Annotated in this window: 22 protein-coding genes and 1 tRNA gene; 5 read left to right on the top strand and 18 right to left on the bottom strand. The window is 50.1% G+C overall.

Features of this window, described 5'->3' with window-relative positions; genetic code table 11:
• Positions 1-31: 31 nt before the first annotated feature.
• Positions 32-1,381, bottom strand: coding sequence for an adenylosuccinate lyase (gene purB, locus ACPLJI_RS00140; RefSeq protein WP_424731051.1), 1,350 nt, complete (start codon positions 1,379-1,381; stop codon positions 32-34).
• Positions 1,382-1,392: 11 nt separating this feature from the next.
• Complete coding sequence (locus ACPLJI_RS00145; RefSeq protein WP_424731050.1) at positions 1,393-1,551, bottom strand: preprotein translocase subunit Sec61beta; 159 nt, start codon at positions 1,549-1,551, stop codon at positions 1,393-1,395.
• 124 nt (positions 1,552-1,675) lie between these two features.
• Here ACPLJI_RS00145 and polC point away from each other — a divergent pair, with 124 nt between their 5' ends.
• Positions 1,676-4,954 carry a DNA polymerase II large subunit gene (polC, locus tag ACPLJI_RS00150; protein WP_424731049.1) on the top strand — a complete coding sequence of 1,093 codons (3,279 nt, stop codon included), beginning with the start codon at positions 1,676-1,678 and terminating at the stop codon, positions 4,952-4,954.
• A gap of 6 nt (positions 4,955-4,960) precedes the next feature.
• Here the strand turns inward: polC and ACPLJI_RS00155 are convergent, their stop codons facing one another.
• Positions 4,961-7,324, bottom strand: coding sequence for a heavy metal translocating P-type ATPase (locus ACPLJI_RS00155; RefSeq protein WP_424731048.1), 2,364 nt, complete (start codon positions 7,322-7,324; stop codon positions 4,961-4,963).
• A 207-nt stretch (positions 7,325-7,531) separates the two neighbouring features.
• On the bottom strand, positions 7,532-8,740 hold the full coding sequence (locus tag ACPLJI_RS00160; protein WP_424731047.1) for an amidohydrolase family protein: 1,209 nt from the start codon (positions 8,738-8,740) through the stop codon (positions 7,532-7,534).
• A gap of 384 nt (positions 8,741-9,124) precedes the next feature.
• Between ACPLJI_RS00160 and ACPLJI_RS00165 the strand changes: the two genes are divergently transcribed.
• A complete protein-coding gene (locus tag ACPLJI_RS00165; RefSeq protein ID WP_424731046.1) occupies positions 9,125-9,364 on the top strand; it encodes a class III signal peptide-containing protein in 240 nt (79 codons plus the stop codon).
• Here the strand turns inward: ACPLJI_RS00165 and ACPLJI_RS00170 are convergent.
• Complete coding sequence (locus ACPLJI_RS00170; protein ID WP_424731045.1) at positions 9,353-9,871, bottom strand: hypothetical protein; 519 nt, start codon at positions 9,869-9,871, stop codon at positions 9,353-9,355. The genes ACPLJI_RS00165 and ACPLJI_RS00170 overlap by 12 nt on opposite strands.
• A gap of 97 nt (positions 9,872-9,968) precedes the next feature.
• Between ACPLJI_RS00170 and ACPLJI_RS00175 the strand changes: the two genes are divergently transcribed.
• Positions 9,969-10,319: a DUF5518 domain-containing protein gene (locus tag ACPLJI_RS00175; RefSeq protein WP_424731044.1), complete on the top strand. Its 351-nt coding sequence runs from the start codon at positions 9,969-9,971 to the stop codon at positions 10,317-10,319.
• Positions 10,320-10,455: 136 nt separating this feature from the next.
• Here the strand turns inward: ACPLJI_RS00175 and ACPLJI_RS00180 are convergent, their stop codons facing one another.
• The 9 genes from ACPLJI_RS00180 to cfbD form a co-directional block, all read right to left on the bottom strand.
• On the bottom strand, positions 10,456-10,860 hold the full coding sequence (locus ACPLJI_RS00180) for a DUF126 domain-containing protein (protein ID WP_424731043.1): 405 nt from the start codon (positions 10,858-10,860) through the stop codon (positions 10,456-10,458).
• Positions 10,861-10,879: 19 nt separating this feature from the next.
• Positions 10,880-12,127 (bottom strand): tRNA pseudouridine(13) synthase TruD, encoded by a 1,248-nt coding sequence (truD, locus tag ACPLJI_RS00185; protein WP_424731042.1) that lies wholly within the window; start codon positions 12,125-12,127, stop codon positions 10,880-10,882.
• 47 nt (positions 12,128-12,174) lie between these two features.
• Positions 12,175-13,524 (bottom strand): coenzyme F390 synthetase, encoded by a 1,350-nt coding sequence (gene ftsA, locus ACPLJI_RS00190; RefSeq protein WP_424731041.1) that lies wholly within the window; start codon positions 13,522-13,524, stop codon positions 12,175-12,177.
• Between the two features lie 168 nt (positions 13,525-13,692).
• Positions 13,693-13,764 (bottom strand) — tRNA-Arg (locus ACPLJI_RS00195).
• Between the two features lie 59 nt (positions 13,765-13,823).
• On the bottom strand, positions 13,824-14,201 hold the full coding sequence (locus ACPLJI_RS00200; RefSeq protein ID WP_424731040.1) for a hypothetical protein: 378 nt from the start codon (positions 14,199-14,201) through the stop codon (positions 13,824-13,826).
• A gap of 11 nt (positions 14,202-14,212) precedes the next feature.
• Entirely contained in the window at positions 14,213-15,568 is a 1,356-nt protein-coding gene (locus tag ACPLJI_RS00205; RefSeq protein WP_424731039.1) for an AIR synthase-related protein, read from the bottom strand.
• A gap of 6 nt (positions 15,569-15,574) precedes the next feature.
• Entirely contained in the window at positions 15,575-16,171 is a 597-nt protein-coding gene (gene hisH / locus ACPLJI_RS00210; RefSeq protein WP_424731038.1) for an imidazole glycerol phosphate synthase subunit HisH, read from the bottom strand.
• 4 nt (positions 16,172-16,175) lie between these two features.
• Positions 16,176-17,180, bottom strand: a complete 1,005-nt coding sequence (locus ACPLJI_RS00215) for a sugar phosphate nucleotidyltransferase (protein ID WP_424731037.1) — start codon at positions 17,178-17,180, stop codon at positions 16,176-16,178.
• The gene (gene cfbD / locus ACPLJI_RS00220) at positions 17,181-18,260 is read right to left on the bottom strand and encodes a Ni-sirohydrochlorin a,c-diamide reductive cyclase catalytic subunit (protein WP_424731036.1); all 1,080 of its coding nucleotides are present in this window, start codon (positions 18,258-18,260) and stop codon (positions 17,181-17,183) included. It abuts the gene before it with no gap.
• A gap of 135 nt (positions 18,261-18,395) precedes the next feature.
• Between cfbD and sfsA the strand changes: the two genes are divergently transcribed.
• Complete coding sequence (gene sfsA, locus ACPLJI_RS00225; protein WP_424731035.1) at positions 18,396-19,094, top strand: DNA/RNA nuclease SfsA; 699 nt, start codon at positions 18,396-18,398, stop codon at positions 19,092-19,094.
• Positions 19,095-19,103: 9 nt separating this feature from the next.
• On the opposite strand, the gene ACPLJI_RS00230 is transcribed toward sfsA, so the two are convergent.
• From ACPLJI_RS00230 to ACPLJI_RS00245, 4 genes are all read right to left on the bottom strand, one after another.
• Positions 19,104-20,114, bottom strand: a complete 1,011-nt coding sequence (locus tag ACPLJI_RS00230; RefSeq protein ID WP_424741085.1) for a potassium channel family protein — start codon at positions 20,112-20,114, stop codon at positions 19,104-19,106.
• A 16-nt stretch (positions 20,115-20,130) separates the two neighbouring features.
• Positions 20,131-20,412, bottom strand: a complete 282-nt coding sequence (locus ACPLJI_RS00235) for a hypothetical protein (protein WP_424730863.1) — start codon at positions 20,410-20,412, stop codon at positions 20,131-20,133.
• A gap of 115 nt (positions 20,413-20,527) precedes the next feature.
• Complete coding sequence (locus tag ACPLJI_RS00240; RefSeq protein ID WP_424730864.1) at positions 20,528-23,263, bottom strand: cation-translocating P-type ATPase; 2,736 nt, start codon at positions 23,261-23,263, stop codon at positions 20,528-20,530.
• Positions 23,264-23,396: 133 nt separating this feature from the next.
• A complete protein-coding gene (locus tag ACPLJI_RS00245; protein ID WP_424730865.1) occupies positions 23,397-24,587 on the bottom strand; it encodes a redox-regulated ATPase YchF in 1,191 nt (396 codons plus the stop codon).
• Between the two features lie 91 nt (positions 24,588-24,678).
• Between ACPLJI_RS00245 and ACPLJI_RS00250 the strand changes: the two genes are divergently transcribed.
• Positions 24,679-25,302, top strand: a complete 624-nt coding sequence (locus ACPLJI_RS00250) for a cobalt-precorrin-7 (C(5))-methyltransferase (RefSeq protein WP_424730866.1) — start codon at positions 24,679-24,681, stop codon at positions 25,300-25,302.
• Positions 25,303-25,530: the final 228 nt, after the last annotated feature.

The following is a 25,530-nucleotide window of genomic DNA, read 5'->3' on the forward strand; positions in this document are numbered from 1 at the left end:
CCTGCGTGGTTCCCCATAACTATTAAATGGTTCAGAGCCAGTTCTCTGACTCCTCAAGGACCCTCTGGACGATCCTTGAGGCTGAACCGGTGTAGGTTTCAGGGTTCATTATCTCCTCAAGGTCATCCTCTGTAAGGTGCTCCATGATATCCTGCCTCTCAAGGACCACATCCTTGAGGTTAATTCCTTTCCTATTTGCCTCAATGGCGCATTCACGTACAGCGGCGTATGCTGTCTGCCTACCCATCCCCCTCCTTGTGAGCTCCGCCATGAGCCTTTCAGCCATTATAAGACCACCTGTGAGCTCAAGGTTTCTCCTTATGTTTTCAGGGTAGAACACCAGGTTATTGAGCACGTCCAGTGTCAGTTTAAGTATGTAATCGGTGAGTATGCAGGCCTCCGGAAGGATTATCCTCTCAGAGGATGAGTTTGTGAGGTCCCTTTCATGCCAGAGGGGGTTGTTCTCAAGTGCAGCCACAACATAGGACCTTATAACCCTTGCTATGCCACAGATCCTCTCAGCTGTTATTGGGTTCATCTTATGGGGCATTGTACTGCTTCCGACCTGCTTCTCAGGGTCGAATTTTTCACCCAGCTCCATTATCTCTGTCCTCTGGAGGTTCCTTATCTCAAGGGCCATCTTATCGAGGGTGGTGGCTATGTTTGCAAGGACCATCATGAACTCTGCATGGTTGTCCCTCTGGACAACCTGGTTGGATATGAGGACCGGTTCAAGTCCAAGGATCTCGGATACCCTCTCATGGACCTCAAGGCCATCCTCGCCCAGGGCGGCTGTTGTACCAACCGCACCTGTCATCATGCCAACACAGAGCCTTTTTCTGCAGGCGTCAAGTCTTTCAATCTGTCTGTGCATTTCATCTGCCCAAAGTGCGAATTTCATGCCATAGGTTGTTGGGAGGGCATGCTGGCCATGGGTTCTTCCCATGCACACCAGGTCCCTGTTCTCATCTGCCAGTTTCAGAAGGACCCTTAAAACCTCAACCATTTTATCCCTCAGAACCCCCATGGATTCCCTTAGGAGGAGGGAGTTGGATGTGTCAACAATGTCATTGGATGTTGCACCGAAGTGCACGTATTCACCTGCATCCCCATCGCACTGCTCTGCCAGGGCCTTAACAATGGATGCTATGTCATGTTTTGTCTCCCTCTCGATCTCGTTAACCCTTTCAGGGGTCACGAATTCAGTGCTGGCCTTTCTTGCGATCTCGACTGCGGCCTCCTCTGGTATGATCCCCAGTTCACCCTCTGCCCTTGCAAGGGCGGCCTCAACATCGAGCATCCGCTGAAGCTTGTTTTCGGCCTCCCAGATAGCCTTCATTTCAGGGGTTCCGTACCTGAACTCAACAGGATGAATGGCCATTTTAACACTCCTCAACCAGAGAACCTGAGCACCAGGCAGAATACCGCCAGTATTATGCTCATTACAACGACCTGTTCAGGTGTGAATTTCGGTCCCTTCGTTTCCTCTTCAAAGTACCTTACAAGACCTGCTCCACTTGGTGGAAGTGTCTTTTTATCCTTCTTTGCCATGAAAAATCACCATGATTACTGATAGATAAATCTATTATATCTCTGACAGTACCATATAATATAAGTTTAAGTTTACCACCTGATAACAAGGAGGAACTGCACCCCTGTGGATGCGTGATTAGCCATGATTGATTACTTCAATGAACTTGAAAGGGAGACTGAACGCCTCTATGAGATTGCAGGGAAAGCCAGGGCTAAGGGCCTTGATGTGAGCACAAAGCCTGAGATACCCCTGGCCAAGGACCTTGCTGAACGTGTTGAGGGGCTTGTGGGCCCTGATGGTATAGCTGAAAGGATAAAGGAACTTGAAAGGGAGAGGGGACGTGAAGAGGTTGCGTTCCAGATAGCTGCAGAGATAGCATCCCAGCCCCTCCCTGATGATGATCCCTCTGAAAGGGAGAGGCTTGCAGATCAGGCCCTCAGGACCGCCCTTGCAATACTCACAGAGGGTGTGGTGGCGGCCCCCCTTGAGGGTATAGCGAAGGTAAGGATAAAGGAGAACTTCGACCGTTCAAGTTACCTTGCAGTCTACTTTGCAGGACCCATAAGGAGTGCAGGGGGTACCGCAGCAGCCCTTTCAGTGCTCATAGCCGATTACATACGCCTCGCCATAAACCTTGACAGGTACAAACCCGTTGATAGGGAAATAGAAAGATATGTGGAGGAGGTTGAACTCTACGAATCAGAGGTTACAAACCTCCAGTACAGTCCCAAACCCGACGAGGTGCGCCTCGCAGCCAGCAACATCCCGGTTGAGGTTACAGGGGAGCCGACAGACAAGGTGGAGGTATCCCACAGGGACCTTGAGAGGGTTGAGACGAACAATATACGTGGAGGGGCCCTCCTGGCCATGGTTGAGGGGGTAATACAGAAGGCCCCCAAGGTCCTCAAGTATGCCAGACAGCTGAAACTTGAGGGCTGGGACTGGCTTGAAAAATTCTCAAAGGCCCCCAAGAAGGATGGGGGTGATGATAAGGTTGTTGTAAAGGCCGACAGCAAATACGTAGAGGATATAATCGGCGGAAGGCCAGTGCTGGCGTACCCATCAAGGAAGGGGGCATTCAGGCTAAGGTACGGGAGATCACGGAACACCGGGCTTGCGGCCATGGGAGTTCACCCAGCCACCATGGAGCTGCTGGAGTTCCTGGCGGTGGGGACCCAGATGAAAATTGAGAGGCCGGGTAAGGGAAACTGTGTTGTCCCGGTGGACACAATAGAGGGCCCCATAGTTAAACTCAGGAACGGTGACGTCATCAGGGTTGAGGATGTTGAAACCGCCAGGCGGGTGCGATCAGATGTTGAGGAGATACTCTTCCTGGGGGACATGCTGGTTGCCTTCGGGGAGTTCCTCAGGAACAACCACGTCCTCATGCCCGCAGGCTGGTGCGAGGAATGGTGGATCCAGACCCTGCTGTCATCAGATGATTACCCTGAGAGTGACCCCCTGAACCTCGCCCACCACAGGCACAGCTGGAATGACCTGAAGGTGGGGGCTGAGGAGGCGTTCAGGATTTCAGAGGAGTATGGTGTGCCCCTCCATCCCCACTACACCTACTTCTACCATGACGTGACTGTTGATGAACTCAACAGGCTCAGGGAATGGTTAAACACCGGCAGATTGGAGGATGAACTGTTCCTGGACCTTAAACCAGAGAAGCGAATACTGGAGATCCTCGGTGTGCCCCACAGGCAGGAGAAGTCAGGTGTTATCATTGGATACGATGACGCCTTCGCACTCCTCAAAACCCTCAGGGGGCCCCTTGAAGATTCAGAGGACACCATGGATGCGCTTAACAGGGTTTCAGGTGTCAGGATAATGAAGAAGGCCCCCACCTATATAGGTACACGTGTTGGTCGCCCAGAGAAGACCAAGGAGCGCAAGATGAGGCCCGCGCCACATGTGCTCTTCCCCATAGGAAAGTACGGTGGAAGCCGGCGAAACATACCTGATGCAGCAAAGAGGGGCTCCATCGTGGTTGAGATAGGGAGGGCAACCTGTCCATCATGCAGGGTCAGTTCGATGCAGTCCATATGCCCCAGCTGTGGTTCAAGGACCGTGATAGGTGAACCTGGAAAGAGGAAGATCAACCTTGCATCCCTCCTTAAAAGGGCGGGTGAAAATGTATCTGTCCGTAAGATAGATGAGATAAAGGGTGTTGAGGGGATGATATCCGCTGATAAATTCCCTGAACCCCTGGAGAAGGGTATACTGAGGGCCAAAAACGATGTATACACATTCAAGGATGCGACAATCCGCCATGACTCCACCGATCTTCCCCTGACACACTTCACCCCCAAGGAGGTTGGTGTGCCTGTCAGCAAGCTGCGTGAACTCGGATACACCCATGACTGTTACGGGGAGGAACTTGAGAGGGGCGACCAGATACTTGAACTCAAGGTCCAGGACGTGGTCATATCAGAGAACTGCGCCGATTACCTTGTAAGGGTTGCGGGTTTCGTTGATGACCTCCTTGAAAGGTTCTATGGACTTGAAAGGTTCTACAACGTTAAAACAAGGGATGACCTTGTGGGGCACCTCATAGCTGGCCTCGCCCCCCATACATCCGCGGCGGTCCTTGGAAGGATAATAGGATTCACAGAGGCCTCTGCATGCTACGCCCACCCCTACTTCCATTCAGCCAAGAGGAGGAACTGTGACAGCGACGAGGACTCGGTCATGCTCCTCCTGGACGCGCTCCTCAACTTCTCAAAGTCCTATCTCCCGAGTACCCGTGGTGGCAGCATGGATGCTCCCCTGGTTCTCTCAACCAGGATAGATCCAGAGGAGATCGATGATGAATCCCACAACATAGACACCATGGAGATGATACCCCTTGAGGTCTATGAGAGAAGTTTCGAACATGCGAAACCAACGGATGTGCTTGATGTTATAGATAACGTTGAAAAGCGCCTCGGGAAGCCTGAACAGTACAGAGGACTAATGTTCTCCCATAACACCTCCAGCATACATGCGGGTCCCAAGGTGTGCCTCTACAAATTACTCCCAACCATGAAGGAGAAGGTGGAATCCCAGATAAGCCTTGCAGAGAAGATAAGGGCAGTGGACCAGAGGGCTGTTGTTGAGGGGGTCCTCATGTCCCACTTCCTCCCTGATATGATGGGTAACATAAGGGCATTCTCCAGGCAGAAGGTGAGGTGTACCAAGTGCAACCGCAAGTACCGCCGCATACCGCTAAGCGGGGAGTGCAGATGCGGTGGTAACCTTGTCCTCACCGTCTCAAAGGGCTCGGTTATAAAGTACCTTGAAATATCAAAGAACCTTGCATCAAGATACCCCATAGACCCCTACCTTATGCAGAGGATAGAGATACTGGAATATGGTGTGAACTCTCTCTTTGAGAGTGACAGGTCAAAGCAGAGCTCCCTGGACGTATTCCTCTAATTTCTTTTAAATCTCCCTCAACCTTCTTGCAGGTGGAGTGTATCCTCTGAGTGAAAGTGACAGTGAAACCACAGTGACTGAGCTCAGGGCCATTGCAAGGCCGGCGTACTCTGGCCTGAACACCACACCCAGCGGGTACAGTGCACCGGCAGCCACAGGGATCAGTATAACGTTATAGGCGAAGGCCCAGAATAGGTTCTGCTTTATCCTTGAGATGACCTTACCTGCAAGCTGAAGGGCTGCTGCGGTATCAAGAGGGTCATCACCAACAAGAACCACCTCACCGGCCTCCTTTGCAACATCCGTTCCCCCTCCCAGGGCAATCCCAAGATCTGCCTCTGAGAGGGCGGGGGCGTCATTTATACCATCACCCACAAAGGCCACTCCCACACCACGTGATCTGAGCTCCGAAACCCTTGATGCCTTATCCTCAGGAAGGACCTCAGCTATGACAGTGCTGATTCCCACCTCCCGTGCCACCATCTCAGCCGTCCTCCTGTTATCCCCGGTGATGATTGCTGTTCTGATTCCCATCCTCTCGAGTTCCCCTGCAGCGGCTGCTGCGCCGGGTTTTATCCTGTCAGAGACCCCTATAACCCCCCTAAATTCTCCATCAACTGCAACCATGACAACCGTATTCCCCTCTGATTCCAATTTCTCAGCATCCCCTGGAATCTCCACACCGAATTCATGCATGAGTGTCCTGTTACCTGCAATCACATGTTGGGAGTTGATTTTGCCCTCAAGGCCCTTTCCTGGGATGGCCCTGAACTCCTCAACCTCGGGTATCTCCAGACCCTCCCTCATGGCCCTCTCTGTGACTGCAACTGCAATTGGGTGCCTTGATCTGGCCTCAAGGGCAGCTGCATACCCCAGCACGTCCCCGGTGATGTCTGTAACCTCTGGTTTTCCCTCTGTAAGTGTTCCTGTCTTATCAAAGAGCACGCAGGATATCCTGCCTGCAACCTCAAGTGCCTCGCCCTTCTTTATGAGTATACCAAGTTCCGCACCCCTTCCTATTCCAACCGTCACCGCAGTTGGTGTTGCAAGTCCAAGGGCGCAGGGACAGGCCACAACCAGTACCGAGATCAGTACCGTGACAGATATTAGAAGACCGGCCCCCTCCACAAGGTACCAGAATAGAAATGCTGCCAGCGCAACCGTGAGGACTGCTGGTATGAAATAGGACACTGCCCTGTCGGCGATCCTCTGAACCGGAGGCTTTGATGCCTGGGCCTCATCAACCAGTCCTATGATCCTTGAAAGGAATGTCTCATCCCCTGTTCGTTCAACCCTGAATTTAAGCACCCCATCGGTGTTTATTGTCCCTGCTATAACCTCAGATCCCCTGGTTTTAAGTACAGGGAGCGGTTCTCCTGTGATCATGGATTCATCAACATATGATTCGCCATCCAGAACCCTGCCATCCGCGGGTATCCTGTCTCCTGGCCTCACAGCAACCTCGTCACCTTCAACCAGTTCATCAGCCCTGACCTCAACCTCTTCTCCATCCCTAATGATGGTGGCAGTGTCGGGCTGGAGTTCCATTAGCCTCTTTATCGCACCTGATGTCCTTCCCCTGGCCCCTGCCTCAAGGTATCTTCCAAGTGTCAGGAAGGATGCCAGCATCAGGGCTGTTTCATAAAACATGAAACTCGATGGGAGAACCCCCACAGTGCCAAGTAAACTTGAAAGAAAAGCCACTCCTATACCCATGGAGTACATAACATCCATGTCAAGTGTTCCTGATCTCAGGGACCGCAGCGCACCGCGGAATATCGGTCCAGATACATATGCAAATGGGACCACAGAGACCAGGAGCATGAATAGGCCCTCATTTACCGGTGGATGTATACCCAGGTACATAATGGCCATGAGCGGCAGTGAAACACCAAAACCAACAGCTATCCTTTTCAACTCTGGGCTCTGATCCTCCTGAATCTCCTCATCACCCTCGGTTCCCATGAATTCATAGCCGAGGTCCTCGATGATTCTCCTGAAATCCTCTGGTGATGCAAGGGATGGGTTGTAGGCTATGTATGCCTTTCCGGCTGCAAGGTTGACTGTTGCATCACTTACACCCTCAAGTTCCTTCAGGGCTGATTCTATCCTCTGTGCACACATTGCACAGCTCATACCCCCTATGAGAACAGCCATGTGTTCATTTAGGACACTGTAACCCGCTTCCTCTATGGCTGCCTCCATTGATGGGAGCCCCACAGTTTCAGGGTCATATTCAACAGAAACCCTGCCCTCCACAAGGTTAACCATAGCATCAGATACTCCCTCAAGCTTCTTAAGTGACTCCTCTATCTTGAGGGCGCATGCTGCGCACCCCATTCCACCTATCCGTATTGTTATCCTCTTCATCCAGGACACCTTCACAGTAAGCAAATATCAGCCGCCGCTTGGTGACGGGGCAGGCAACATATACTACTTCCATAACAGCTTAAGCAAATATCAGCCGCCAGTTGGTGACCCCGGAGATGGCCAAGCACCCCCCTCACACCAAGCAAATATCAGCCGACAGCATATGTTCCCTGATACCTGTTCAAGTCTCTTCACACCAAATAAATATCAGCCGTCAGGGGACCTGTATATCACACCATCCCGTATAACCCACTGAATATTCTCGGGGTCTGAAAGTTTTTCAATCTCCTCAACAGGATCGGCATCGGTTATGATGATATCCGCGATCTTACCCCTATCCAGAGTTCCTATACTGTCTTCCCATCCCATGCACTCTGCTGCATGCACAGTTCCAGCCCTCAATGCTTCCAGTGGGTCCATACCGATTTCTGTGAGATAAGAGAGTTCCATGAGATTCCTGCCATGTTCAATAACCCCTGAATCGGTTCCCATGACCATCCTCACCCCCTCCTCACAGGCTATTTCCATGTTGTCCCGGTGGACCCTGGCGACTTCAATGGCATCCTTTCTGCTGTATTCCGGGAGTTCACCGCGCATTGCCTTTTTACAGTTAAGGCGGGTCACAAGGAATGTTGGTACGAGGTAGACGCCCCTTTCAGACATTTCAGATGCGGTTCTTCCATCGATGTATGTGCCATGTTCAACAGAATGCACACCCGCCCTCAGGGAGTTCCTTATCCCCTGGAGTCCGTGTGCATGAACCATCACCCTTTTTCCTCTGAATGAAGCCTCCTCCACCACAGCAGCAAGTTCTTTAACCGTGAACTGTGTATCCGATGGGGAATCCGTGCTGCTCATAACACCCCCCGTCGCCATGACCTTCAAAACATCTGCACCTGCCCTGAGGACCTCCCTGGCCTTCCTTCTCACCTCAGGGATGCCATCACAGATACCCGAGGGAAGACCTGGGTATGTTCTCTCAATGTTCAGTCCGGATCGGGTGTGAAAGTCAAAGTGTCCTCCTGTCACTGATAGTGGTGTGACACTTATCTGCATGCGGGGTGAGTGGATCATGTGGGCTTCGGAGGCCATTCTGACACCCATATCAGCCAGTCCAGCATCCCTTACCGTTGTAACACCCGCATGGAGTGTTTTCCTCATGTTCTCAAGTGCCCTGTAGAAGTAGAGTGAGAGGGGATCCTCAAGTTTGCTCTCCACCCTGAACCCATCCTCCATGATATGCACATGGAGGTCTATGAAGCCTGGTAGAATGAATCTGTCTGAGGCGTCAACCACATCAACACCCGTTATATGTCTCTCAATGGACTCTATTTTTCCTTTATCTATCAGAATGTATCTTCTCTCATGATCTCCTGATTCAAGGTCTACAAGTTCCCCCTTTACCGCGAACCTCATTGGAACACCTGTTAGGATAATATGAACCTCGAGAAAATTATATATTTTGATTGGAGCATATTATTATATGAGAGGTGATATCGCGGGTCTTGCCCCATCACTTACTGATAAGGGCGGGGAGCAGCCTATTACATCCTTCTCTTTGGGTGTGTGATGTTTATTTCAATGTGGCTACTGATTTACAGGTCATACCTCCAGAGAAGCACCCTGAACTCTGCAAAGGACGGCAGAAAAATATTACTGTCTCAGATACTGCTAAGAATTCGAGTGCAAATAATTCATCCCGGCCTGTGACCGAACCAAAATCCACAGAAAGACGGGGCAACCCGAGATCCTCCCAGTGGTTCCGCCTGTTGAACCCAATCCAGCAATTAGGTGTATTATATGATTAAGGATGAAGCAGGACAGTCATCATCAGAATACATCCTTCTATTTGGGGCTATAATAGTGGTTGCCATCCTTGCTCTTGTGATCTACAGGTCATACTTCCAGAGAAGCACCCTGAACTCTTCACAGGATACCGCTGAGGTTCGAAATAATACCCATACCGGGGAAAGTGGAGGGGGTGGTGCTCCTCCCGTAAACAACAGTTCAGAGCCGCCTGTACCGCCATCAGTCCCCTGATCTGCCACCATATACTGTGATGATTGATGCTGACATCACCGCCCCTGCAATGTTCATGGAAAGATCCCTCATGGTATCAGAGTACAGAATGGCGGATGGTTCATAGTAGATAGCATAGCCCATGATCTCATATAAGAGACAGAATAGAACCGCTGATGATACTGTAAATGTAAGTCCCTCCCACCTATCCAGTTTCTCAAGTGTACCGTCAAGAACCGTGGATGCTGCGAGGGCAGCCAGGGCCCCTGCAATGAAGTGTTCAGCCATGTTAACCGCTAAGGGGTCAATGAGGGTCGCTGACAACTTCAGTGCAAGTTCAGCTGGAGGGTAGAGTATCGCCACAAGATAAAGTGCTTCTTTTTTAGGGGATCTTTGAGCAAATCCTGAAATGAAGAGGAATATGATAAGGCCGGCTATGAGTTTAAATCCAAGGTAAGGCACCGAACCTGCAATCATGAATACTGCCGTCCACACCGCGATGAAAATTGTGAAGTATTTCCTGCCCATTTAATGGTCTCCATATCCGGGAATAAGGGGGGATCTGCATCTCCCCATGCCAAAGATTATATATCGCTGCAAATTTATTATCTCTGGGTGGTCAGTAATGGAACTGAGATTCAGCTGGAAGGCAGTTGCTGCAGGCATAGTACTCACAGCAGTCCTTGGACCCGTATTCAGATTTGTGATTCCCTCATTCACAGGTATACTATCCATAATCGTGGCGGCAGTGGTGTGCGGTTACATTGCAGATGGTGAATACCCAGGCGGTGCCCTGAATGGGGCTATCATGGGGGCCGCCGTGGGATTGATAAATATACTGATTGTTTACCTTAAAACTGGATTCATGAATGCAGCCATCCTCTCAATACTCCTATACGCCCTTGCAGGGGATGTGAGCCTCGGGATACTCGGCGGGGCTTCAGGTGGCGTTTTTAGATCCGCCCTTGAATCATGACCCTGTCTGGTAAGTGGAAGAAAATCCTGAAACCCCCATAATTCACAGCCACTATTAATCCAATTATATAAAAAATCCCAGATCCTGATCCCCCCCATAATTCACAGCCACTATTAATCCAATTATATAAAAAAGCCTAGATCCTGATTTTCCCCTCCACCGCGTCCACCTCAACCTCCACTGAATCCTCCAGCATGTCAGAGAGATCAGCCTCTGGCCTGTCAACCATGGGTATGCCTGCCATTATGGCTCCAGTTGCGATTATTGGCTCCGCATTTGAACATATTATGGCCTCTGGTGCGGTGCCATTCTTTGACATCTGGAATATGACATAGGATCCAACCGTTGAACCCTTACCTCCGGGTATCACAAGGACCTTCCCGCTCATGCTTCTGCCGTGCAGGGGGTGCCTCGGGTCAATAACGGTGCCTGTCTGGGGATCAACGCCCCCCAGGAAACTCAGAGGCTTATCTGACATTATCACAGGACCCTTTCCCCTTCCCCTTGAAATGATTCTGCAGCTGATCTCCAAAGTAACCATCTCCATAAGATCTAACAGTTCAGACAACGTCCTTCTTCATTATCTCCCTTAAAACAGAGGTTGCATAGCATCCCTTGGGTATTGAAAATTCAACTTTGATTCCTTCAGGGCTCCTGGAGGCGGAAACATCCCATATTCTGAACCTTATGGCCCTCCTCATACCGTGACTTCCAAGCTTAGGGACCTCTATGGAGTTGAAGTCGGGGAGTGAAACACCCTCCTCCTCCAGTATCCTCCTTTCGATATCACCGGGTTTTCCATCTGCCAGTGGTACCTTGCTACCGTAGAGTGGCGCTGTTGGGTGTGCCTCAAAGTTGAGGATCATCTCCTCCACCTCCCCGGGATCCGGGTCATGGATTATGTGCTGCTCATTGTCTATGATGATGTCACCCTCCAGATATCTGTTTATGCCAAGAGCCGCCCTCTCACTGACCGCCCGGTTGAACAGGTAGGACTGGTATGCATGGACAAACATCCTCTTGAGGGGCTTTGGAAGTGCATGCACTGCATTTATATAGGATTTCTCAGAGAGTTCTCCCTTTCTGAGATCCCTGATGAGGACCCTGAGCATCATCCTCTCATACCTGAGGGATGCGGGCATGAGTTCATATGCCCCCTCAAGGTCCCCCAGATCGTATGCACTTCTCGCCTCTGATACAGGCTCTGATTCCCCCTCAACCGGGTTTCCAATGTAGGTGTCCACTGCACCCTTCACATCACCATGCACCAGTTTCCTGCCAACCAGGTGTGTGATTGCCCTGGGGCTTCCGAATCGCTGCCATCCATAGTAATTTGGAACCCCCTTCTCCTGGAGCTCATCCAGGTTCTCCCTGGCCTTATCAAGGGGTTCGTCAGCTTCAGGGTCCCTTATGAGAATCTTAAACCTGTTACCCCTTAGCTGGCCCATTCTGAGCTTTTTTTCATTTGAAGTGACCTTCAGGAACCTTACATTCCTGATTCGGTCCTCTATTCTCTTAACATCCTCAGGTTCTGTGTTGCTGACGCATATCCACTGCCTGGTGACCGCGTTCCTATCCTTCATCCCTGCAAATCCCATTCTCCTGCGGTCCAGGTGCAGTTCCCTTGCTATGTCCAGGAGGACGTCCAGGGTTGTTCTATCCTCCTTCTCAATCCATATCCATGTGTTGGGTCCGCTCCCGCTTGGCTCCATGAGGGGTAATTCCTCCACCTGGAAGTCCCTGTTATGCACCCGGATCCTTCCACCGATCCCCTCTGTTGATGTGACATAGGTTTCTGCGTTAAGCATGGTTTTACCCCGAAGCTGGAGGCTTAAACTGGCCTCAGTATCCAGCGTTATCTTCTATCAACTATGCGTTTTGGTCTTCCCTTGACCCTGTAGAATTCAAGCTCCCCTGGACCTGTGAAGTTGAACAGTATCTCAAAAAGGCCCTCTGTATATGCCTGGTAGAGTTCCCTCTTATATTTGAAGAATGCCCTTATAAAGTTCTCCCTTACTATATCCATGGCACAGTCCTCAGGGTTCTCACACTCCAGCGATACCCTCATTGTTATTGGCCCCTCATCCTCATCGCCATAGAGGAAGGCCTCGTATTCACCTGTTAGATAATCCATGTTCTCCCTCTGGAACACTGCAGCCTCAACATCGACCCTGTTGAAGGGGTGCCCTGCCACCCAGAATGTCTCAGCCTCCCTTTCAGGGTTCATTATCCTCATATGGGTCCTTCCACATTTGCACCTCTCCCTTGAGATTACAACTGTGGTGTCCTCGGTGTCATAGTTGAGGAGGAGGGTTCCTGTTTTCTCACCCACAGGCAGGAGTGTTGTGAGGACTATTCTGCCGCACTCTCCATCCTCAACAAAGTCCCTCATGGTCGGATCATAAACGTCCAGGTGCACCAGGTCCTCAGGGACATGCAGGCCCTCCTTGATATGGCATTCCCCGCACATGGTCCCCTCGGTGCTTCCATAGGTGTTGTAGACTTCCACACCCCATATTTCCTCCACATATTCCCGTGATTCAGGTGCAAAGCTTTCACCACCTGCTACCAGTCTCCTTATACTTGACTCCCTGGGGTCAAGTCCCTGTTCCTTCATGCGCCTTGCGAGCCTCAGCAGTTTGAATATGCTTGCAACTATACCCGTGGGACGGTAGCTCTCTATTATCCTCACAGGAAATGTGCATTTGCCCTCTGGGATTATGGTCATCCCTATCTTCTGTGCTGCAAGGGTCATGGTGTTTGCACCCACATTCATGCCGTATGAGGCGCAGACCACAACCCTGTCACCCCCCTCAAATCCCTGGGATACAAATGACCTTGCATATTTCTCGGCGTACCTCTGCCAGTCCCCCCATGTTAGGAAGAATGACTTAGGCCTTCCGCTTGTACCGCTGGTTTCGTGTATGGTGTATATATCCTCCCATGGGGCACATCTGAATTCGAAGTCATCCCTTTCAGGGGGCTGGTTCTGCCGCACGGTTTCACCGGTTATTATCGGGAGCTCCCTGAGGTCCTCATGGCTCCTTATATCTGAGGTTTTGATCTTGTTTTTCCTGAACCATTTACTGTAGAATGGGGAGTTCTCATAGGCATAGTTCACGGTATATCTTATCCTCTCCTCCACGAGGGCGTCAAGGTCCTCCCGTTCCATGGTCTCTATTTCAGGGTTGAAGTAATTCCCCATGACAACCACACCTCCAGTTATAGATTGGAGTGCATGGGATAAAGTTTTAATGGGGTGTATGTTGATGAATTGTGAAAAAAGTCATTCTGCAGTCAAAGTGTCAGGGACCGTTGTAATTTATGATGAAAAATTTTTAAGGGTCGTAAATACCTTTAAACTGAAAATGAATGCCCTGACCGGGACTTGAACCCGGGTAATAGGATCCGCAGTCCTACGTGATATCCGCTACACTATCAGGGCAAAATTAGACCAATAAAGAGTTGGAGCAATCAACTATTAATATTTTTCCATGCCAGCAGTCACCTCCACACATAAAGCCTGAAGATCACAGTGCCCCGGCAGGCCACAGAGGTATCTATGTTTTCTGCATCACCCATGGAACCGCGGGAGGCAACTGTAACCTCTCCTGAACCGTTATCCATGGTCAGATTGTAGTTCATCCCCTCAAGTGTCCCGTTGAGGAACCCTGATGCCAGTGTGGAATTGGGGTACTCTGAAAGTTCCTCAAGTAGCGGTTTATCTGCAGGGTAGGATGCCATTGCATCAAGGACATCTGAAGCTTCCATGGTGTCATCCACAGGAGCTGTGCCGGTGTTGAGAACTGAAGCCATCAGTATGAAGATCACTGCAAGTCCAAGGATCGCATCCAGGGTTGATATGTAGCCCCCATCATCCATACGGACACCATTCACTTTCCTATGAGTTTAACGATCATGTCCTTTTTCTCTATGGCCCTCCTTGCGGCCTTCTCAACCTTCCTCTTCATCTCCTCAAAGTCCTGGGGTGTTTCATCACCAACCATCTTCTTTATCTGTGTGTAGGCGGCCTCACGGAAGAGGGGTCTGAGCTCCTCCATCTCACCATCCCTCATGAGGAGGGGAACACCTGAATCTGTGACCCTCCCCACCTCGGCTATGGGGACACCTGAACTTTCAACTGCCCTTATGATATCATGGGAGAGATCCTCAGGTGCTATTATCATCAGGGAGTCAATTGATACCCCCAGGGGGTCAATTTCAAGGTCCTCGAGCATTTCAAGTACCCTTGGGTTAACCATTGACCTCACAGCCTCGGCATCGAATTCAAGACCCACACCTGTGGTTGATGATATTTCATGGGCATCGCCCCTTAGCCCCCCATTTGTGACGTCGGTCATTGCATGTATACCCTCAAGGAGCCCCGCCTCCATTATGGCCCCCGATGCCCTTATGAAGTTCACATCAAGGGTTTCCCATACAACATCAAAGAGTCCATGGTATATGGCGGCTGTTGTGATGGTACCCCCTCCTGAGCCCTCTGTAAGGAGTATAACATCACCTGGCTCGGCCCTCTTCCTTGCTGTTGGTTGTGTCCCTGAAACCCCGATGGCACCCACCGCACTCACGAGTCTGTCGCCGAGTACCATGTCGCCACCAACCCTCAATGTGCTCCCTGCAACCACGGGTACATCAACCAGTTCAGAAACCGCCGCGACCCCTGCTGTGAAGTCAAAGAGTTTGCCAACATCCCCATCATCTGCAAGGTGGAGGTCGCTTATGAGTGCGACTGGCCTGGAACCCATTACACAGACATCCCGGAGGGCGGCCCTTGTAACATGGAAACCCCCAAGGAAGGGGTACTCGCTGAGTCTGGAGTGGATTCCGTCAACGGCGGTTGTTATGTAGACCTCCCCATTACCTGTATCTGTCCTTACAACACCGCCATCGTCCTGGGCATCTGGATTTATAAATGCGCCGGTTTCTGTGCTTGATACTATATCAGCGATTTTCCTGTGGACAAAGAAGTCCCCCTCTCCCCGGGATCCCACACCCATCTCGCCCATTCCAACACCAGCGATGGGATATGATATTATCTCCCGCAGCCCATCGTCCAGGCCATCAGTTTCGAGTGTATTTTTAACCTCATATATCACGGCATCGGCCATCCTCATGGACCTCTCGGTGTCGATATCCTTGAATTCCCGTATCCTATCTGCCAGGATTCTTCGCAGGGACTCCCCATCCATTTGGTCTATGTTGCGCCTTACAAATTCCTCTATGTCCATTAAAATTTACCTCCTGATTATTTCCCTGAAGTTTCTCAGGATATCAAGCCCGGCCTCACCGCTCTTTTCAGGGTGGAACTGGGTTGCATATACGTTGTCTGCCTCGATGGCAGCTGTCATCTCAATGCCATACTCGGTTGTTGCCACAACAACGTCGTCTGCTGGTTCCGCATGGTATGAATGGACGAAGTAGAAGTACTCCTCCTCCACGCCTTCAAGGAGTGGGGAGTCCCTCCTGGGGACCAGCTGATTCCAGCCCATATGGGGCACCTTGTTTCCGGGGGGTATCCTCACCACCTCCCCTTTTATGACATCAAGTCCCCTGACACCAGGTGATTCCTGGCTCTCGGATAGGAGAACCTGGAGTCCCAGGCATATGCCCAGGAAGGGTTTACCATCATCTATGTTCCTGATTATCGGGTCCCTTAAGTTCTCAAGTTTAGCCATTGCACTTCCAAAGGCCCCGACCCCTGGAAGTACAAGGGCATCTGATTCATTGAGGAATTCAGGACTTGATGTTACCTGAACATCGGCCCCTATCTTCCTGAAGGCGTTGGAGATGCTTCGGAGGTTCCCGCTCCCATAGTCTATGATGGCTATCAATGGATCACCTGGCATAGTAGTCCTTCACCCTTACGGTGTCATCGAGGTGTGGCGTTGATACCTCATGGAGTACAGTATTCTCCATTGCCACAATGGAGTGTCTCTCACCGGGCTCAATTCTGATGGTGTCGTTCTTGCTGAAGTACTCCTTCCTGTCCTGGAATTCAATGTACCCTGACCCTGATATTATGTACATGGTCTCATCCTTCTCCTCATGGTAGTGGAAGGATGTCCTGTAGCCCTCCCTTATGAATAGCTCCTTTGTGAGGTACTTTTCTGTGTTTATGAGTACCTTCTCATAGCCCCAGGGCTTGTCCTCCCTGTTGCGGTACTCCTTGCGTATCTCCTCCAGCTCCTTGGATGTGTCTATTGCCATCCAGAATAGTCCATCCTCCCTGTAGTAGCCAAGCTTGTTTTCGCTGGCCATGAGGGGGAAAAGCGTTTTCTCAATGTCGCCTGATTCGAAGTCCCCGAAGTCCAGCTGCCCCTTGGAGAAGTACACACCTGCATTTATGTAATAGTCAAGGAGTGGTTTCTCCCTGAAGCTGATTATCTTATCCCCGCTGAGTTCCACTATACCGTAGGGTGACTGCATCTTGGTTATGAAGATGGTCAGGGGATAATCGGACATCTCCCCAAGGTGTATCATCTTCCTTATGTTCAGGTCTGCCACCACATCCCCGTTACGTATTATGCACTGTTTATCTCCATCGATGGCCTCCATACCAAGCCTTATTGCGTTGAGTGTTCCAAGGGGTTTCTCTTCCCTTACATATTCCAGTCTGAGGCCCTTGTACTCATCACCATATCTCTCCTCTATCTTATCCCCTAGAAATCCTGTGAGGAGGTAGGTCCTATTTATACCGGCATTTTTAAGGTCAAAGAGCTGTTTATCCAGGATAGTGTAGCCCTCTTTTATTTCTATGAGTGGTTTCGGGATCTTCTCGGTGAGGGGTCTCAGTCTCTTTCCAAATCCTCCGCAGAGTATCATTCCAACGGTTTCAGCCAATTAAATCACCTTCTCAATGTTTCTCCTCAGTGCATCTCCAAAGTCTGATGATACGATGGTGCTCTGTCCCAGGGTCCTTGCATGTGCATCCAGCTCAGCCACCACATGGATGTATCCAAGTTTCCTGAGTGGTTCCACGAGCCTCGGCCCGTCTGTAATGGCGACGGATTCCAGTTCCAGTTCCTCAACCGGCAGGGCATGGGGAACACCCGATACAACTGCAAATTCTATTCTCTCATCCTTCAGTATCTCCGCTGCTCTTTTACCTGTTACAGGATATTCATCGAGGCCCCCCGTTATGTAATCAACACGGTTTCCTGCCTCCTCTATTCCTTCAAGTATGTTAGCTGCGTGTCTGCGTATCCTTGGAAGACCGGTGTTCCTGTCAAGATTTGCGATTATAAGAGGATGGTTATCGGGGTTTATTGAGTCAAATGGAAGTCTCAGAGGATCTGAAAATAGGTATGATGTCTCTTTCTTGGCATTAAGCACAAATGCAACTCTTTTACCATTTTTTATGGCCTCAAGAACCCTTATTGACACCTCATCCTTGTCATCACCATATGATGGGCGTATGTAACCGCCCTGTGCCATTCCCCTTGTCTTCTCAATTTCAGTTGCAAGTTTTAACATCTCTATCTGTCTCTCTGCCTCCTCACGGGGAATTATTCCCTGGTCTGCAGCCGCCTCAAGGACTATTATGGCCCCCTCCGTGTTGTCACCCTCACCGAATCCCCCATGGGATTCAACCGTTAGAACCCTTGCGGGTATATCCGCCCTCTGGACCGCCTCCCTGAGGTCCTCACCTATTATCATGCTGGCGCAGGTTCCAACAACACCCACAAGGTCGGGTGAAAACATCTCATAGGCCTCCCTGAGTGTCTCTGCCAGTTTATCTGAGGCCCCGAATATGAAGTCCTGCTCTGACATTGCAGTGGTCAGAACCCGGACCCCATCGGTTTCAAGGAGCCTTCCTGTTCTGAAGCAGCACCCATGGGGGCCGTGTAGAATTATAACGTCAGCATCCAGGTCTCTGAGTGTGTAGAGTGATGCTGCTATCGGGCTGGGTCTTGGATGCAAATTCTCTCACCTCATAGTTAATGTCCATGGACCGATGGATATCCATCAGCAAAGAGGGTTCTCTCACCCCACAGTTCATATCCATGGACTGATTGATATTCATTTAAGTCAAATTAGTATATAAGGATGGTTACCATGATCATAGATAAACCCCTGATGGGAATGTACCTTGAAAGACCCAACAGGTTCACCATGGTTGTTGATGTGGGTGGTGAGAAGAGGCTGGCCCACCTGAAGGATCCTGGTAGGCTCAGGGAGCTCCTTATACCTGGAAATCAGGTTATAGTTAGAAAAGCAAGTGGAAAGGAAAGAAAAACCGAGTTTGATGTCATAGCACTAAGAAGGGGAGATGAGTGGGTCCTCGTGAACTCCGGTTTTCACAGTGCCATCGCCGCCAGCATAATAGAATCAGACCGTGTTGACGAATTTCGTGGTTTCACTGTGAAAAAAAGGGAATACCCATTTGGAAGAAGCAGAATTGACTTCCTTCTCTCATCAGGGGCTGAAGAAATGCTTGTTGAGGTTAAGGGGTGTACCCTTGTAAAGGGTGAGGTGGCACTCTTCCCTGATGCCCCCACACTGAGGGGAAGGAGGCATGTTGGAGAGCTTGCATCTGCGCTCTCCATGGGCTATAAAAGCAGCGTCCTTTTCCTGGTTTTTGGTGAAAATGCACGTTCCTTCTCTCCAAATATTGAAATGGACCCTGAATTTTCGTATGCACTGAAAGAAGCCAATGAAAAAGGCATGAATGTGATAGCATATTCCTTCCGGACTGTTCTTGACGATTCTGTGCGTGTTGAGCCCTTAAGGAGGATACCTGTTATATGGCCGTAATTCCAGTGCTCATGAGCCTATGTATTCCATAAGGCGATCTATCTCATGGGTTTTGCCTATTCCCAGAATTATATCACCCTTCTGGAATACGTAATCCCTGGGTGGGTCTATTATGAGTTCATCGCCCCGGCCCACGCCAATTACGATCACACCTGTCCTCTCATGGATGTCTGCTTCAAGGACCGAGATGCCCTCAATGGGACTTTTGGGGGGCACTGGAACTTCAACCATCCTCCTTGTTGATTCCTCTGCAAGGACATCCTGTACAAACATGGCCTCATAGCCATCATCGATGCTCCTTGACATGAGCCGTCCTGATATGACGAATGGTGAGATAACCTGGTCGGCCCCTGCCATCCGGATCTGATCAATGTTTTCATAGCGTTCTGCCTCGGCTATTATCCTCACACTGGAGTCGATTTTCCTTATTCCCAGTATGCAGTGTATGGTCTCTGAATCAGACTCCATGTCCACTATAACAGCCCTTGCACCCCTTACATTGGCCTTTTCAAGGTCAGATATCCTTGTTGGATCTCCATGAACAAAGCTGGCGCCATTCTTGAGGACCTTCTTCCTGACACTCTCATCCTCAGCGAGCACAAAGACCTCGTTTCCGCCAAGTTCCTTTAGGCACTCGAGTGTGCTCTCACTCCACCCGCATATAACCACATGTTTTGATTTGACCACGTCTATCAGCCCCATAAGCCTCATCTGTTGTCTCTTTATCAGGAATTCAAGGAGTGTCTCCACTGCGATGGCAAAGGTACCTATACCCATGACTATGAGGGTCACGGTGAAGTACATCCCCAGTGGTGTTGATGGACTGTAGTCCCCGTAGCCTACGGTCCCTATGGTCACGAAGGTCCAGTAGAATGAGACCGTCCATGATTCCCCCTCAATGAAGTGGAATCCGAGGGTTCCGTAGGCAATGACCGCCACTGCAAGGAGGAAGATCCGTGCAGCAGGGACCCTCATAACCCGCGGGAGGTGTTTTCTTATTATCTCAACTATTAGCACCATTAAATTACCCTGCCTTCTATGGGGTTCCCCGCCTTGTGAAAAATATGTATGCCAGGACCACAGCAACAATCAGAACAATCACAATAGCTGCAAGCAGCCAAAAGCCACCAGAGCCCCCATCGTCTTCATCGTCTTCATCGTCAAGATCCGTTTTGAGCCTCTTTGATGAACCCTTAAATCCGCTGAATCCGCCCTTAGCCTTGATTGTGGGTTTCAAGGCATCTGAGTCGTGTGCAGCGCATGCTTCAAGGGCGCCGGCAAGAAATACCATGAAAAGCATGAGTGCAATCCATCTCATTCAGGCACCTCCTCTGGAACACATTTCTAATTTGTATTATTAAAAAATTTCTGAAAGATTCCTTATATTCCAGCCCAGGATAAGTTTCCTTCCATCTCTGAGAAGAAACATCTGATCAACCAAGCCTCCTCTGAATTAACTTCCGCGCTTCATCTGTAAGAAAAACCAGTGGCGCGAAAAGGATGATCATCAGCCATTCCTGTGCTTTCAATGGCTGTGTTCCAAAAACCGGCTGCAGTGGGGGCAGATATATGACCATCAGCATCACAGTGATGGCGAATATCATACCAGCGGTTATCCATCTGTTCCTCAGAAGCCCCACCTTCAGAGCTGAGGAGCGGGTGGTCTGTGATGAGAGGAGATTGCCAATCTGAGCCATCACTATACCTGCAAAGACCACCGTGGTGGCCCTCATGTAGAGGGGGTCGTCTGCGGGGAGGCTCTGACCTGGCACCCATCCCCCAGCCGATAGCACAAGGAAGTACGCCATCATCACAAGGAATGCCTCAATGGCTCCCGTGAACAGGTACCCCCTCAGGAGAACCTCAAGATTAAGTAGCCTCTCCCTCACTGATCTTGGTGGCCTCTGCATCACATCAGATTCAGGTGGGGATCTTCCCAGGGCAAGGGCCGGCAGCGTATCGGTACCAAGGTCTATTGCAAGTATCTGCATTATTGTTATGGGGAGGGGTATTCCAAAGATCACCATGAGAATGAATGGGACTATCTCTGCGGTTTCATGTGAAAATATGTAGGTTATGAATTTCCTTATGTTCTCATATACCGTCCTGCCCTCCCTAACCGCAGTTACAATGCTTGCAAAGTTGTCATCGGCGAGTACTATGTCAGCAGCCTCCTTTGCAACGTCGGTGCCGCTCCCCATCGCAACCCCGATATCAGCCTTCCTGAGGGCTGGGGCGTCGTTGACACCGTCCCCTGTCATAGCAACTATCTCCTCGGCACCCTCAAGGACCGATGCTATCCTCATCTTGTGTTCAGGGACTGCCCTGGCAAATATTATGTTCTCCTCCTCAGACAGGATCCTTAGAAGTTCATGGTCCTCCATTTCATCCATTTCCTTTCCCTTTATCACCCTGTAGCTGTCGCCCTCTATGATTCCAAGTTCACCTGCTATGGCTGCGGCGGTGAGTCCGTAATCGCCGGTTATCATTATTATCCTTATACCTGCAGTTCTGCACTGCCTCACAGCCTCCCTCACACCCTCCCTGGGTGGATCATGCATTGCAGCCATTCCAACCAGTGTCAGTTCCCTTTCAACATTTTCAGGCGTGTAATCCTCAAGATCCTCTGGGAGTTCTCTGTAAGCGAATGCAAGTACCCTGAGTCCCTCGGAGGCCATTCTGTCATGTATCTCTATGATCCTCCTTTTTTCATCATCATCCAGTGGTCTGGGTCTCCCATCCACTGATATTCTCTCTGATAACTCTATTATCTTCTTTGGGGCCCCCTTGACGTAGGCCACCCTTTTACCAGATTTTTCATGAATTGAGGTCATTGACTTTCGTTTTGAATCAAAGGGGAGCTCAATTATCCGGGGCATCCTCTCAAGTTCCCCATGAAGGTCAAAGCCTATCTTCTCTGCGGCCACAAGGAGTGCGCCCTCTGTTGTGTCTCCAATCACGTGCCAGCCCTTTTCGTCTCTAACAAGTTTTGAATCGTTGCAGAATGATGCCGCCCTCATGAGGAGCCTTATCTCCCTTACCTCCCTGTGGGTTACCGGTTTTCCATTGCAGAGGAATTCACCCTCTGGCCTGTAGCCTGAACCTGTGACCTCCACGACCCTGTAGGGTATCCATATCTTCCTTACCGTCATCTCACCCCTCGTTAGGGTCCCTGTCTTATCTGTGCAGATTATTGTTGTGGATCCCAGGGTCTCTACACTGGAAAGTCTCTTCACAAGGGCGTTTTTCCTGGCCATCTTCCTTGCTGACGCTGCAAGGGCCAGGGTTACACTTGGTAGAAGACCCTCAGGTACATTTGCAACCATGAGCCCTATTGCAAAGATCAGTGCAGTCTCAAGGGGGAGTTTAACAATGTAGAGGTTGACTGCAAAGAGAACAAGTCCCATTGAAACTGCTAGAATGCTTATGATACTGGCAGCCCGGGATATCTGCCTCTGGAGGGGGCTTGGCTCCTCCCTTACCTCCTGTGTTAGGGATGCTATCCTGCTGAATTCTGTATCCCCCCCAGTTGCGAATACTATGGCCCTTCCTGTCCCTGATACCACCTGTGTACCTGCAAATACGATGTTATCGATATCTATATAATTATCAAATCTTTTAACTGGATGGGATACCTTTCTGACCGGCTTTGATTCACCTGTGAGCGTGGATGCGTCAATTTTGAGCTGGCTGGATTCAACAAGTCTTGCGTCTGCCGGGACCGTGTCACCCTCCTCCAGAAGGATGAGGTCACCGGGGACCACCTCGGCTGCCGGGATCACAGTTTCATCTGACCCCCTAATAACCTTGACCATGATGGGCAGAATATCCCTTAAGGCCTCTGCAGCCTTCTCGGCCTCATATTCCTGCCAGAAACTGAAAACCGCATTTATGATTATTACAAGTATAATTGCAACGGCAAGCTGACTGTTGCCTGTGAGGAGTGACAGTGCAGCTGATACCCAGAGGAGGATCGCCAGGACATTGTAAAGGTTGGAGAGAAAGAGAAGTATGTGTGGTTTACCCCTGACCTCCTCAAGTTCATTGGGGCCATATTCCTTAAGGCGTCTTTCAGCCTCCAGAGGGTCAAGGCCAGAGGGTGAAGTCCCAAGCCTCCTGAAAACCTCTTCCTCATGAAGCTCGTGTATACTCCCCATTGCCCTCACCATCAATACACTTGAAATGTACCACTCAATTTAACAGCTTTCAGTAATATCATGATTTTCCTGCAGCATATCATCCCATATGGACCACAGGGTTACACTTGAAACTGACCACCCATGTTATTAACTTTATTTAATACTATCTGCCACATATTATGCTTATTATGTCCCCGTCCTCAAGTTCATGGTCCGCCGCAACCCTCATTCCCCTCCTTGCATCCACCGCGTGCATGAAGGAGTCTCCAATCTCAGTGTGTATCAGGTAGGCAAGGTCCCTTGGACCGGAACCACGGGGCACCAGGAGTGCATCAGGAAGAACGTTGCCCCTCTGATCCGTGAAGTGGTGTTCATCCTCAACCGGGAAGACAACTATCATGTCAAGAAGATCAAATACCGCCCTGTTGATCGCCTCCTGGACACCGGTGCTTCCATAGACCTCAAGGACGTTTTCACGGATATACTCAAGGGCTGACATCTGCCTGTCGGTAAGCCCTGCGCCATCGATGATCTCAAAGTCCCCTTCCCCAGGAGTGTAATTAATAAGCCCGGCCTCTGATGCCCTTCTGAGGGCAAGTTCAGCCTCTGCAGATGCCGGTACCACGTGTGGGTAGGAATCCATGAGGCGTTCAATGTTTTTCCGTGCTTCTGGAATGTCGGCCTTGTTTGCAACTATCAGCATTGGCTTCGCTATCCTGAGGAGTTCCTCGAGAAATTCCAGGAGTTCATCCTTACCCCATGAGTAGACATCTGCATCCACCTTCCTTGATGCCTCGATGATATCCTCGGGGGTTATACCTGTACCTGAGAGCTGTTCATGGATTATGCTATTCATGTCAAGTTTCTCTGAGGATGCCTTCCTTAAAAGGCGGTCCCAGTTCTTCTCAAGGATTCCGTAGAGCCACATGGTTATTTCGTCCTCAAGGAACTGCACATCCTCCAGAGGGTCATGGCTCCCTGGCTCAACAGGCCTCCCCTCCTCGTCTGTTGAACCTGATGCATCTATGACATGCAGGAATGCCCTGGCCTGTCTGAGATCATCCAGGAACTTATTTCCAAGACCCCTGCCCTCATGGGCCCCCGGAACAAGACCAGCCACATCGATGAGTTCCACAGGGATCAGTCTGGTTCCATCAATGCATCTTGAGTTTTTGGGATTGCACTGAACCCCGAGCTCCTGACATGGACAACTGCAGGATGCATAGGCAACTGCATGATTGGCATCGATGGTGGTGAATGGGTATGATGCCACCTCTGCCTCGGAGAGTGTGGCTGCGTTGAAGAAGGATGATTTTCCAACGTTGGGTTTTCCTGTGACTGCAATCTGAATCATTGTTACCACATTAATAAATGGTCATGAAACAATTATATATGTTGTCTTGAATAAGATTCCGTTGAACTGAATGCACTGGTTGTGGATGGTCATGGTGCTCTATATAGTGGGGATAGGTCCCGGTTCATCTGATTACATAACCCCTGCCGCAGCTGTGGCTGTGGGGGATTCTGATACTGTATTTGGGAGCCGAAGGGCCCTTGAACTGTTTCCTGATGTGACTGAAGCTGTCGTGCTGGGTGCTGGGGATATGGATGAAAAGCTTGAAATGGCAGTCGAGCTTGCAGTTTCAGGTAAGGTTTCGGTGCTCTCGACAGGTGACCCGGGGTTTTCAGGTGTTCTGAAACCAGTTAAGAGGATAATATCAAAAAATAAGCTTGATGTTGAAATCCAGGTTATACCCGGTGTGAGTTCCGTCCAGCTCTGCGCTGCGAGGCTACTTATTCCCTGGGATGATGCTGACATGGTCACATTTCATGGCCGCGGTGAGGAGAATATACTGGATATCCTTGATAACGGGAGACCAACAATAATTCTCCCATCAAGGACTCCGTCTGAGACCGCCAGGTTCCTTATTGAAAGTGGTATGGATCCGGAAAGATGTGTTGCTGTCTGTGAAAGGCTCAGCTACCCTGATGAGAGGGTTGTTGAACTGAAACTCAGGGAACTGGTGGTATCTGAATTCAGTTACATGTCAGTCATTGTTGTATTCTGAAGGGCCCGATGGATTTCTCCCATGTTAAGCTGATAAAACTACACTGAAGCTTCATGTTTTTAATGAACTGATGCTGGCTGATAAACACTGATACTGGTGTAGAATGACCCCATTTCTGAACTTACTGATCATGGATAACTGTAACTGCGGGCCACAGTTTAGATCCCTATCCACCCCCTGTTACTCCAGCAGGTCAGATCACACCTAACTCTATTTTATTCAGATTTC

It is taken from the genome of Methanothermobacter sp. (assembly GCF_049720995.1).
GTDB lineage: Archaea > Methanobacteriota > Methanobacteria > Methanobacteriales > Methanothermobacteraceae > Methanothermobacter.